Genomic DNA, 12178 nt, shown 5'->3' with positions numbered 1-12178 from the left:
TTCACTCTCTCCTTACGTTCGATAACTGGCGTTGATTTTGACATAATCATAAGTCAAATCGCAGCCCCACGCCTTGCCAATTCCATTTCCCTGCTGCAAGTCAACATAGACTTCGACCGTATCATTTTCTAGATAAGCCTTTGCTTCTTCTTCACTAAATGAAACAGGCTGACTGTTTTCTAACATCTGGATATTGCCTAACGAAACATTCACTGTTTCTGGATTAAGCGCTACTCCGCTGTACCCAACTGAACAAATAATTCGTCCCCAATTAGCATCGGCTCCATACATGGCCGTTTTCACTAGGTTCGAGCCCACAATTTGTTTAGCAATCACATTTGCTTCTTCGTTTGTATGAGCACCAGATACGTTTACTTCAATTAGTTTTGTTGCTCCTTCACCGTCGCGTGCAATTTGTTTGGCTAAATCTTCACACGTCAAGCGCAGTGCTTCATAAAACGAATTCCATTCAGGATGATCTGGTGTAAGCGACTGGTGACCAGCTTTTCCATTTGCTAAAACAACAACCATATCGTTGGTTGACGTATCACCATCCACTGTAATTTGATTAAAGCTTTTATTTGTAATAGAACCTAGCGCATCTTGTAGCACTGAAGCTTCAACCTTAGCATCCGTTGTGATAAAGCTAAGCATCGTAGCCATATTTGGGTGAATCATGCCTGATCCTTTCGCTGTGCCGCCAATGGTAACTACTTTGCCGTCAATTTTTGTTTCATAGCAAGCTGACTTCATCACTGTATCTGTTGTTAGAATAGCCGTTTGAAATTCTTCTGCTTTTTCTTTGTTCGACGAAGGACTTAATAACCTAATACCTCTAACAATTTTTTCCATATCTAGAAGCTCTCCAATTACGCCTGTAGAAGCTACCGCTACATGATGAGGTAGGATATTAAGCTTTTCTGCACATGTATTTCGCATTTGGTATGCATCTTTTAATCCTTGTTCTCCAGTACATGCATTTGCACATGCGCTGTTCACAACGATCGCTTGCAGCTTCTGCTCCACCGCTACACTTTCTTTTGTAACAGCTAAAGGCGCTGCTTGAAAGGCATTAAGCGTGTAAACAGCTGCGCAATTAGCTGGCACGTCGCTTACAATAACTCCTAAATCTTTTTTAGCATAACGTAAACCAGCGTGAACGCCATCTGCTGAAAAACCTAGCGGCGTTACAATTGTACCGTTCTCTATTTTCTTTATCTTTTCTTTCGTTTGTTTAACCGTAATCACTATACGTTCCCTCCTGCTTTTATCGTGATTAGTGATGCTGTGTCTTTATGGGAAGACAGGCAGTAGCCCGATACCCGCTTGCTGTTCAAATCCCATCATGATATTGGCATTTTGAATGGCCTGACCAGCTGCCCCTTTAACTAAGTTATCAATGACAGAAACAATCGTGACACGCTTTGTTCGTTCGTCAAATGCAACACCGATATCGCAATAATTTGATGCACTTACTTCTTTAGTAGACGGAAATTCACCAGCTTTTCGAACGCGAACGAACGGGGAGTTTTGATATGTATCTACATATAGCTGATGAAGTTCTTGTACTGAGCTTTCTTCAGAAAGTTCAGCGTATATTGTACTCATAATCCCTCGCGTCATTGGAACTAAGTGCGTACTGAACGTAACGTGGCCAATTTCCTCATCCCACTTTTCTAAAATAGATTCGATTTCTGGGATATGCTGATGTTGATTAACTTTGTATATTTTCATATTTTCATTGATTTCAGCATAATGAACCATTTGCGAAAGACCGCGTCCTGCTCCTGAGATTCCGGACTTTGCATCAATGATAATAGAGTTTGATTTCACCATTTGTTTACTAACGAGGGGAGCTAGCCCAAGCAGTGTAGCTGTTGGATAACAACCCGGGTTCGCAACGAATGTACTGCTTTCGACTTCATCTGCAAACCATTCTGATAATCCATACACAGACTGTTGTAAAAACGCTTCGGCTGCAGCAGGCTTTTTGTACCATTTTTCATAAAGCGCTTCTGTTTTTAATCTAAAATCTCCAGATAGATCTACCACTTTTATTCCTTCTTCTATTAATTGAGGTACAAGTTTGCTAGAAACACCGGACGGAGTTGCTGTAAACACTAAATCTAATTCTTCAGCCATATTCTTAGGGTTTATATCTTGCAGTGTATATACAGTATTAGAAAGGTGAGGATAAACTTCTGCTAGTTCTGTCCCATCCTGAGATGATGAATAAACTGCATAAACATGAAAATGTGGGTGATTCGCTAACAAACGAATCAGTTCTACTCCTCCATACCCTGTTGCTCCAACAATTCCTACCTTGTATTCTTTCATTTTAAAACTCCTTTTTCCACGTATCTATTTGAATTATTTATCATTATAATACCGTATAAAAATAAAATCAAATGAATATTTAAAAAATCCAACACTTTATTCTATATTTTTAAACATTTTTATTTATTCATAAGTTTTTATTTTTATAACAACTTTTCTATTTTTGTTTAGAAATTGTTCACAGATATTTTTGGAAAACACTGGTTGTTTTTGTGTATAATAAGAATATCGATAAAAATCATCCGTATGATATTTTTTATACGGCTAGTGGACGTACAGCATATACAGACTGTTCTAACTTAATAGATTAATAAGTAGAAGTCGAAAAATTTTTAATTAAAAGGTGATAACATGATGAACATCACAACGGATTCTTTTTCGAATGAGCTGCAGCAATTTTTTATGAACTTTGATCATAAAATTTCGTTTAAAAAAGGTGACTTTCTCTTTCAAGAAGGTTCGACTTCAACTCATTTATTTTTTATTACGTCAGGGGCCGTGCAAGTAGGTAAAGTGACACCGGAAGGACGCGAGCTGACGCTTCAGCTGGCGAGTTCAGGAGACTTAGTCGGGGAAGTCATGCTATTTTGCGGATCTACTCCCCATATGCTTCAAGCAAAAGCTATTGAACCTTGTACGGCAATCAGTATTCAAAAAGGGGTGTTAGAAAACGAACTAGCACAATACCCTGCTCTTTCTATGGAGTATATGAAGTGGATGGGACTACAAATTAAGCGAATGCAGACAAAATTTAGAGACTTAATTCTAAATGGAAAAAAAGGTGCTCTCTATTCTACTCTGATCCGCATGTCTAATAGCTTTGGAGTAATGAAGCCAAATGGTATTTTATTAAACGTAACGTTGACAAATCAAGAAATCGCCAATCTATGCGGGACATCTCGAGAAGTGGTCAACCGCATGCTCGCTGAGTTGCGAAAAAACGAAGTGATTTCAATGGCAGATGGAAAAATTATCATTCATAAGCTTTCTTTTTTAAAGAAAGAAATAGACTGTGAGGACTGCCCTGTGGAATTGTGCAGAATTGAGTAAGAAAAAAAGCCATCGTTGATGGCTTTTTTCTTATTGAACACCTAATGCAATTTTAGCGTAGCGCGTCATGCGATCTTTATCCCATGGCGGATTAAATGTGATATTCACTTCTACATTTTCTACTTCTTCAAGCGAAATTAATTGTTTTTTCACTTGTTCGCCAATCACACCAGCTAGCGGGCAGCCGATAGAAGTTAACGTCATCGTCACGATAACCGTGTTGTTTTCTTCCATTTCTACACCATACACTAAGCCTAAATTTACGATATCAACGCCAAGCTCTGGATCAATTACTTCTTCTAGTGATTCCATGATTTTATCTTCTAACTGTTTATCCATATTCATTCTCCTTTCTTTTACTTCCGTAATTATCTTCACGTATTAAATATACCCTTAAACAATTTATCGTAAGCAATCAATAACTATGTCTTACACCGTAACAAGACAGCTTTTGCATGTCAATCGTTCTGCTTTGCTCCTAAGGAAAAGTTGTGTAAAATATGGGAATACAAGCATGAATATTAGTAGAATTCAATATAATCGTATAACTACTTCAATTTAAAAGGAGCCCTATATGAGAAACGATCAACACTTAATCGCCTTAGATCTGGATGGAACATTGTTAACGAATGAAAAAACCATTTCACCTACAACAAAACGGGTATTAGAAAAAGCCAAACAAGAAGGACATATTGTAATGATTGCAACTGGTAGACCTTATCGTTCCAGTGCTATGTATTACAGCGAATTAGATTTATCCACACCTATCGTAAACTTTAACGGAGCGCTTGTCCATCACCCCCTTCAGCCTGATTTCGGCACGCATCACGAACCTTTAAACCGCCGCACTGTCCATGACATTGTGACAGCTATGCAAGACTATCGCATCAACAATATCATGGCAGAAGTACAAGATGATGTGTATCTTCATTTTGAAGATCGAAAATTAATGGATGTACTTAGCCTAGGGGATCCTAAATTACAAATGGGTGATTTGCGTCATACGCTGCAGCACGATCCAACGTCTATTTTAATTCACGCAGATGAAGAACATGTACAAGATATACGCTCTCACCTTTCAGATGTTCATGCAGAAGTACTAGAACATAGACGCTGGGGAGCACCTTGGCATGTCGTTGAAATTGTAAAAAAAGGACTTAATAAAGCTGTAGGTCTTGAGCGCGTAGCTAATCATTATCAAATTCCACGCGAACGAATTATTGCGTTTGGAGATGAAGACAATGATTTTGAAATGATTAAATTTGCAGGACACGGTATCGCCATGGAAAATGGTATTAGCGAATTAAAACAGCTAGCGCGTGAAGTAACAAAATCGAATGAAAATGATGGTATTGCTTATTATTTGGAAAAAACGTTAAATTTATAACTTAGCTTTTTTTGAAAAGCAAGGTAAATTTTTATCGCTATCATTTTTTTTATTTAGCACACACTATAACCGACACTTCTTAAGGTGTCGGTTTTATTTATATTACGAGGAGGAATTTATGATGGGCAGAGGCAATCGATCAAAACGTTTTGTGAAACAAGGTGCAGACGCAGTTCAAAAACATGATGAACGAATTCCTTATCATATGACTATGGCAGAGGCAGAAGCATTTCAAGCTCAGCAGCGCCAAACTCCTCATGGAGGACAGTAACTTATGAAAAATTCACTTTTTGGTCAAGTAAAAGATGCGATTCGAAATGCAGTATCCGGCCATTCAGAAGATCAGCTTCACCGTCAAAAGCACGGCAATGGTGAGCTTGATATTTCAGAAGGCGTATTAAATAGTATTGCTTCTAACGCTTCTCCTGAGGAGCAAGAGCAGCTGAAGCAATTCCAAAACTCATTGCATCAAGCGTATGATACAGATGGAGAATCACATTCACAAGAGAAAAGCGCAGACATTACGTCTGATACGCTGTCTCATATCGTTCAGAATGCTTCTCCAGAAGAGAAGGCACAGCTTGAACAGCTTCAAAACACTTTAGAAGGCGGTCAGTCTCACGCTCACGGTAAAGCTCCCACGTCCAGTGAAAGCGTGGCAGCTGATATATTATCTCATGCACAGCAAAATGCTTCTCCTGAAGAAAAGAGCCAGCTTGAACAGCTTCAAAGCACTTTAGAAGGCGGTCAGCCTCATGCTCACGGTGAAGCTCACACGTCTAGTGAAAACGTAGCAGCTGATATGCTGTCTCATGCACAGCAAAGCGCTTCTCCTGAAGAACAAGCTCAGCTTCAGCAGCTTCAGAATACATTGGGAGCTGCTGGTCAAAATCATCAAACGTCTCAAGCTCATACGTCTGCAGCTTCTGATGAAAACATTGCAGCTGATATGCTGTCTCATGCGCAGCAAAATGCTTCTCCTGAAGAACAAGCTCAGCTTCAAGAACTTTCTAATGACTTAAAAGGTACACATTAATACAAAGGGTCCAGGTAATTAATACCTGGACCCTTTTTTAATCCTTGCGAAACAAACCAAAGATTCCCGTTGTCTGAACGATATTAGTAAATGCTTTAGGATCTACCTCTTTAATCACTCGTTCCAAGTCAAATAATTCATATCTGGTCAAAACAATCATTAGCATTTCTTTATCTTCGTTTGTAAAGCCGCCTTTAGCCGGCACCGCCGTAATCCCTCGCACGAGTTTGGCGTGAATCGCCTTTCTTAGCTCCACTCCTTTTTTCGTTACGATCATTGCTGTGAGTTTGACATGACGCGTATGAATAACATCAATGACGCGAGTAGTTGTATAAAGCGTCACAAGCGTATAGAGTGACTTCTCAGCACCATATAAAAGACCTGCTAGCACGATAATAATTGCGTTTAATATGAACATATAAGTGCCAATTGGTCGGTCTTTTACTCGAGACAAAATCAGGGCAATAATATCGAGCCCACCAGTTGAAGCTCCAAATTTTAACGTAATTCCTACCCCTACCGCTAAAATAACGCCTCCAAAAACTGCGTTAAGGATGATGTCTTTAGAAAGTGCTTGAATAGGAATAATTCCAAGAAACAAAGTTGTTGCAGCAACGCTGATAAAGCTGTAAACAGTAAATGACTTCCCAACTTTTTTCCACCCTAAAATAGTTACAGGAATATTTAACAACAACAGCAGCACTCCCGTGGAAATAGTAAAAGGGGTGTAATCTGTCACGATACTCGAAACAAGCTGCGCTACTCCTGTAAAGCCGCTCGAATATACATTAGCAGGTATCAAAAACAAGTTGAGCGCAAGCGCATTCAATAATGCTCCTACCAAGACGACTATCGCTTTTTTTGTTTCAAGCCACATATTCAAATGACCGACCTCCGCTTTTTTAAAACTTCTTACTCTCCTATACCCATTTATAAAATGAATAAAGTCAGCATCTTTAAAATAGTTAGTACATATAGTATGTACGATTTGGCAGAATTAAAAAAACTTATTCAAAAATTGTATTTTCCTCAAAGTGCTTATACACTAATACTATGTCGTATATAACGCTTCTCAATGTTTATACATCAAATTCATTTAATATTTTATAAATGCAATTAGGAAGGTGACATTTATGTCAATTAAACTTTTAACCGATAGCGCAAGCGATTTGCCTTTATCCTTTTTTCAAGAAAATAACGTTGGCTTTTTACCGCTTCGCGTAAGCCTGGATAATCAAGAATTTTTAGATCTACAAACGATTGAACCAGCTTCTGTCTACGAAGCCATCCGTAAAGGCAAGATGCCAAAAACATCTCAAGCGGCTCCAACTACTATGTATGAAGTCTTTGAGGACATAGCTAAATCAGGTGATTCTTGCGTTTATTTAGCTTTTTCTTCAGAATTATCCGGTACATATCAAACAGCAATGATGATTCGAGAAGAACTCCTAGAAAAGTATCCCGATTTCCAATTAGAGATAATCGATACGAAATGTGCATCTCTTGGCCAGGGAGTAGTTACTTATTATGCAGCACAATTACTACAACAAAACCTCTCACTAGTAGAGATGACAGAAAAAATAAAACAATACGCGCTGCATATGGAACATATTTTTACGGTCGATGACTTAGATTTTCTTGCTCAAGGAGGACGCGTGAGCAAAGCTTCTGCTTTTGTAGGAGGTCTGCTTAATATTAAACCGCTGCTTCATGTGGAAGATGGAAAATTGATTCCAATCGAAAAAATCCGCGGCCGTAAAAAAGTATTTAAGCGCATGCTTGATGTAATGGAAGAGCGAGGAAAAAACCTCTCTTCTCAAATCATTGGAATTAGCCATGGAGATGATTTAGAAACAGCTCTTCAGCTGAAAGAGATGATTCAAGAACGTTTTGGAACCAAACATTTTATTATTAATATTATTGGTGCAGCCATAGGTTCTCACTCTGGCCCAGGGACGATTGCAGTATTCTTTTTGAACGAAACCATCGAATAATTTAAAGAGGTCAGGGCATTCTAAAGGTACGATCAAAAAGGGGTGTATCACAATGCCAAAAACGAGCGATAACGATAAAAAAGCAAAAGATAATAACGCAAAGCTTCACGAAAAGAATCTGCAAGCTAAGCATAACCGTGAGCTTGGAAAACATTCATTTTCTAAAAAAACTGATCACTTATAAAAAGAAGCCGCTGAATTTTCAGCGGCTTCTCCTTTTAGTTTTCTTCTTTTTTAAAATATGTCCATCCTTCTTCTTGATAAACTTTTCCTTCTTTCATCAGTTTACCAAGCGCACGTTTGAACGCAGCTTTACTCATATTAAAGCGCTCGCGAATATCTTCCGGATAGCTTTTATCCCAAAATGGCATAACGCCACCGCGGCTTTCCATGTAATCGTATAGTACTTGTGCATCTTCATCCATGCTTTCTTGCTTGCGCGGAAGAAGCGATACGTTTAGCGTTCCGTCTTCTTTTACATTAATTACGCGGCCTGTTACATACGTACCAAGCTTTGGTTCTTTGCGTCTCTCGCTTTCATGAATAAATCCAACATATCCTTCATCTGTCATAATAAATGAACCTACGCGCAGTACGCGATAGATGTATCCGCTCACTTCACGATTAAAAAGTTCGGGCGGAGCATCTAATGCCATTGCTTTCATCACATCGTCTGTAGCAATTTTTCCGTACATCTTACCGCGCTTTGAAATCTTCATTGTACAGTAAACCTTGTTTCCGACTTCTGGCCACAGATCTTCTAGCGCAGGTAAGTCTGTTGAACCAATTAACATATCTTTGTTCATGCCGATATTTACAAACACGCCCAAACCTGGATTAACATCTACGACCTCGACCCACTCATAAACACCTTCTTCAACAAGAGGTAAGTGCATCGTTGCCGTTAAACGGTCATGCTGATCAAGGTATAGAAAAACTTCTACTTCTTCTCCTTCAGCAAGTTCTCTTGTTGTTTCATTTTTATGTAGCAAAATTTCTTCTTCACCTTCTGCTAACATATAACCAATCGGCGTTTCCCGGTTTACTGTTAAATACGCTTTCATCCCAGCTTCTACATTCATCGTTCTATCCATCCTTTATATAAATTAGTAGTGACTATTCCGTCACCACATACCTTCTCACTTTGCATCGAACAGCATTTTAAATTTCAAATCAACTTAAATGCATGCATTGTTTAAAAAAGCTGCTTCTATAGCTTACAACAAAAAGCATAACTTGTATTGTATCAATTACCGGCTCTCTATTCAATATCAGTTGTATACAGTTTGTGTTTTATTTATAATAAAAGAACAAACTCTTTACATATGGAGGTTATTATGGCTAAAGATAGTTCATTTGACATTGTGTCACAAGTCGATTTATCAGAGGTAACAAACGGCATTACCATGGCAACAAAAGAAATTAAAACCCGCTACGATTTTAAAGGCAGTAAAAGCGAAATCTCGCTTGAAAACGAAGAACTTGTTCTTATTTCTGATGATGAATTTAAGCTTGAACAGTTAAAAGACGTACTGATCTCTAAGCTTATTAAACGCGGCGTACCTACACGCAATATCTCATATGGAAAAATTGAGAACGCATCTGGAGGAACGGTTAGACAACGCGCCAAGCTAATTCAAGGTATCGACAAAGACAACGCTAAAAAGCTAAATACAATTATTAAAAATACTGGTTTAAAAGTAAAAAGCCAGATCCAAGATGATCAGCTTCGCGTAAGCGGTAAAAATCGTGATGACCTGCAGCAAATTATTTCAGCTATTCGCAGCGCTGATTTACCTATTGACGTACAATTTATTAATTACCGCTAAAAAAATGGATGCCCCGGCATTCATTTTTTCTTTTAAAGCCTTTTTTTATTCGTTCAGGCTTATTCCTATGCATAGATACACTTTCTTAACAAATACTAGTATACGCTTACATACTCATATTAATTAAGGAGTGTATACCAATGAATCAAAATCAAAAACAAAACTTCCCTCCTCAGCATCAGCAAACTCAGCCAGGTATTGAGAAAGATATGCATCCAATCCCTACCTCTATCGCTCCAGACTATAAGGCAAGCGGAAAATTACAGAACAAAGTAGCCATTATCACCGGAGGAGACAGCGGCATTGGACGTTCCGTCGCTTATCATTACGCTAAAGAAGGCGCAAATGTTGTCATAACCTATCTTAATGAACATGATGATGCAAATGAAACCAAAAAACAAGTTGAACGAATGGAAGCTTCTTGTTTATTGCTTGCTGGTGATATAGGAGATGAGCATTTTTGTCAAGAAGTCGTCTCAAAGGCCATTCAGACTTTCGGAAAAATAGACATCTTAGTCAATAATGCAGCTGAACAGCATCCTCAAAAAAGTATTACGGATATTACGACTGAACAGCTTACTCGTACGTTTCAAACGAATATTTTCTCAATTTTTCATCTCACCAAAGCTGCATTGCCTCATTTAAAACAAGGAAGCGCTATTATTAATACAACGTCTGTGACAGCTTACCATGGGCATGATCAGCTGATTGATTACTCTTCAACCAAAGGTGCTATCGTTGCTTTTACACGTTCTTTATCAGCTTCGCTCGCAACAAAAGGCATTCGCGTAAACGGCGTAGCTCCGGGACCCATTTGGACACCTCTTATTCCGTCTACGTTCGACGAACAGCAAGTTGCGACATTTGGGTCTAATACACCTATGAAACGGGCAGGACAGCCTTCTGAGCTCGGACCGGCCTATGTATACTTGGCAAGCTCTGATTCTTCTTATATGTCCGGGCAAGTTCTGCACATTAATGGGGGATCCATTGTAAACGGATAACATTTCTCTTCGGTCATTCATTTATTTTTATGTGGAAACACTATCAGAATTCAGTTATTTTTGTTTAAATAGAGATATGAACACCGCTAAAGGAGAGTATTTGAATGACCGATACATTAAGCACTCTTAAACATATATATGAAACCATTTTAAATAAAGTCGATGCCGGTATCCATGCGGTCGATGAAACAGGAAAAACTATTATTTATAATGAAAAGATGACAAAGATGGAGCTGATGGATGAACAAGACGTTTTACATAAAAACTTGTTAGATGTGTTTATGTTCAAAGAAAATCAGCAAAGCACACTTGTACAGGCGCTGCAAAAAGGAAAAGAAACGGTTAACGTCAAGCAAACGTATTTCAACAATCAAGGACAAGAAATCACGACGATTAATAATACCTTCCCTATTTTAAAAGACGGGGTCATTCAAGGAGCGGTTGAAATTGCTCAGGACGTGACGAAACTAGAGCGTCTAATCCGGCAAAACATTAGGCAAAAAGGAAACACACGCTTTACGTTTGATAGCATCATCGGAAGCAGTCAAGCGGTTCACGATGTGATTGAAGATGCCAAGCGTGCAACTAGAACTCCTTCTTATGTCTTAATTATTGGAGAAACAGGCACAGGGAAAGAACTGTTTGCTCAGAGCATACATAATGGCAGCAGCCGCTCTTCTGCTCCTTTTATTTCACAAAACTGTGCTGCGCTACCGGATAATTTAATTGAAAGCCTTTTGTTCGGTACGAAACGCGGAGCTTTTACAGGTGCAATGGATAATCCTGGTCTTTTCGAACAAGCGCAAGGAGGCACATTACTGCTAGATGAAATCAACTCGTTAAACCCAAATCTTCAGGCTAAGCTTCTTCGAGTGCTGCAGGAAAAAACCGTACGAAGAATTGGGGATACAGTGGACAAACCGGTTAACGTTCGAGTGATTGCGAACATGAATGAAGATCCAATCGATGCAATTGCAGAAAACCGATTACGCAAAGACTTATATTATCGACTTGGCGTCGTGACGCTTTTTATTCCTCCTCTTCGTGAACGAAAAGAAGATATTATTGAATTGACAAAGTTTTTCATCAAAAAATACAATGATTTGTTTCAGATGAATGTAAAAACCGTAGATCACCAAGTCATGTCTTCTTTTCTCTCTTATGACTGGCCAGGGAACGTACGGGAATTAGAACACATTATTGAAGGTGCAATGAACTTGGTAATGGACGAAGATGTTATTCACTATTCTCACCTTCCTTTCCAATACAGAACGAAGTTCCAGCTAAAGCAGCATGAACATTTTGAAAATAAAGCAAGCAGTGACGCACCTTCTTACCCAAGCGCTTTTCACCCTTCTCTTCCTTTAAAGGAACAGCTGTTAGCGTTCGAAGCAGAATGTATTAAACAAACGCTTGAACAACACAGACACAACATCTCAAAAAGTGCTAAGATACTAGGGCTGACCAGACAAAGCTTGCAGTATCGTATGAAACGATTAAACATCCGCTCTAAATAAAAAAGAAGTGCACAGTGCACTTCT

At 38.8% G+C, this 12178-nt stretch carries 14 protein-coding genes; 9 read left to right on the top strand and 5 right to left on the bottom strand.

What is annotated here, in order from left to right:
* Positions 1-12: 12 nt before the first annotated feature.
* Together argJ and argC are read right to left on the bottom strand one after the other, a co-directional pair.
* A complete protein-coding gene (gene argJ / locus JNUCC25_RS03455) occupies positions 13-1245 on the bottom strand; it encodes a bifunctional ornithine acetyltransferase/N-acetylglutamate synthase (protein WP_407728409.1) in 1233 nt (410 codons plus the stop codon).
* A 48-nt stretch (positions 1246-1293) separates the two neighbouring features.
* Positions 1294-2337 (bottom strand): N-acetyl-gamma-glutamyl-phosphate reductase, encoded by a 1044-nt coding sequence (argC, locus tag JNUCC25_RS03450; RefSeq protein WP_029324716.1) that lies wholly within the window; start codon positions 2335-2337, stop codon positions 1294-1296.
* Positions 2338-2688: 351 nt separating this feature from the next.
* On the opposite strand from argC, the gene JNUCC25_RS03445 reads away from it, so the two are divergent.
* On the top strand, positions 2689-3387 hold the full coding sequence (locus JNUCC25_RS03445) for a Crp/Fnr family transcriptional regulator (protein ID WP_029324714.1): 699 nt from the start codon (positions 2689-2691) through the stop codon (positions 3385-3387).
* Positions 3388-3417: 30 nt separating this feature from the next.
* On the opposite strand, the gene JNUCC25_RS03440 is transcribed toward JNUCC25_RS03445, so the two are convergent.
* A complete protein-coding gene (locus tag JNUCC25_RS03440) occupies positions 3418-3726 on the bottom strand; it encodes a metal-sulfur cluster assembly factor (protein ID WP_013055384.1) in 309 nt (102 codons plus the stop codon).
* A gap of 235 nt (positions 3727-3961) precedes the next feature.
* Here JNUCC25_RS03440 and JNUCC25_RS03435 point away from each other — a divergent pair, with 235 nt between their 5' ends.
* From JNUCC25_RS03435 to JNUCC25_RS03425, 3 genes are all read left to right on the top strand, one after another.
* Positions 3962-4774, top strand: coding sequence for a Cof-type HAD-IIB family hydrolase (locus tag JNUCC25_RS03435; RefSeq protein ID WP_029324713.1), 813 nt, complete (start codon positions 3962-3964; stop codon positions 4772-4774).
* A 118-nt stretch (positions 4775-4892) separates the two neighbouring features.
* A complete protein-coding gene (locus tag JNUCC25_RS03430) occupies positions 4893-5045 on the top strand; it encodes a hypothetical protein (RefSeq protein ID WP_013055382.1) in 153 nt (50 codons plus the stop codon).
* Positions 5046-5048: 3 nt separating this feature from the next.
* Positions 5049-5810 (top strand): DUF3813 family protein, encoded by a 762-nt coding sequence (locus JNUCC25_RS03425; protein WP_029324711.1) that lies wholly within the window; start codon positions 5049-5051, stop codon positions 5808-5810.
* Between the two features lie 37 nt (positions 5811-5847).
* On the opposite strand, the gene JNUCC25_RS03420 is transcribed toward JNUCC25_RS03425, so the two are convergent.
* Positions 5848-6687 carry a YitT family protein gene (locus JNUCC25_RS03420; RefSeq protein ID WP_025749916.1) on the bottom strand — a complete coding sequence of 280 codons (840 nt, stop codon included), beginning with the start codon at positions 6685-6687 and terminating at the stop codon, positions 5848-5850.
* Between the two features lie 256 nt (positions 6688-6943).
* Between JNUCC25_RS03420 and JNUCC25_RS03415 the strand changes: the two genes are divergently transcribed.
* Positions 6944-7804: a DegV family protein gene (locus JNUCC25_RS03415; RefSeq protein WP_029324708.1), complete on the top strand. Its 861-nt coding sequence runs from the start codon at positions 6944-6946 to the stop codon at positions 7802-7804.
* A 52-nt stretch (positions 7805-7856) separates the two neighbouring features.
* Positions 7857-7988: a DUF3941 domain-containing protein gene (locus tag JNUCC25_RS03410; RefSeq protein ID WP_013055378.1), complete on the top strand. Its 132-nt coding sequence runs from the start codon at positions 7857-7859 to the stop codon at positions 7986-7988.
* Between the two features lie 34 nt (positions 7989-8022).
* On the opposite strand, the gene JNUCC25_RS03405 is transcribed toward JNUCC25_RS03410, so the two are convergent.
* Positions 8023-8886 carry a CvfB family protein gene (locus JNUCC25_RS03405; RefSeq protein WP_013055377.1) on the bottom strand — a complete coding sequence of 288 codons (864 nt, stop codon included), beginning with the start codon at positions 8884-8886 and terminating at the stop codon, positions 8023-8025.
* Positions 8887-9141: 255 nt separating this feature from the next.
* On the opposite strand from JNUCC25_RS03405, the gene JNUCC25_RS03400 reads away from it, so the two are divergent.
* From JNUCC25_RS03400 to JNUCC25_RS03390, 3 genes are all read left to right on the top strand, one after another.
* A complete protein-coding gene (locus JNUCC25_RS03400) occupies positions 9142-9633 on the top strand; it encodes a YajQ family cyclic di-GMP-binding protein (RefSeq protein ID WP_013055376.1) in 492 nt (163 codons plus the stop codon).
* Between the two features lie 140 nt (positions 9634-9773).
* Positions 9774-10637, top strand: a complete 864-nt coding sequence (locus JNUCC25_RS03395; protein ID WP_013055375.1) for an SDR family oxidoreductase — start codon at positions 9774-9776, stop codon at positions 10635-10637.
* Between the two features lie 104 nt (positions 10638-10741).
* Positions 10742-12154 carry a sigma-54 interaction domain-containing protein gene (locus JNUCC25_RS03390; protein WP_029324706.1) on the top strand — a complete coding sequence of 471 codons (1413 nt, stop codon included), beginning with the start codon at positions 10742-10744 and terminating at the stop codon, positions 12152-12154.
* Positions 12155-12178 lie beyond the last annotated feature (24 nt).

This window comes from Priestia sp. JNUCC 25, from assembly GCF_053667915.1.
This window is presented reverse-complemented; position numbering and strand designations above follow the sequence as displayed.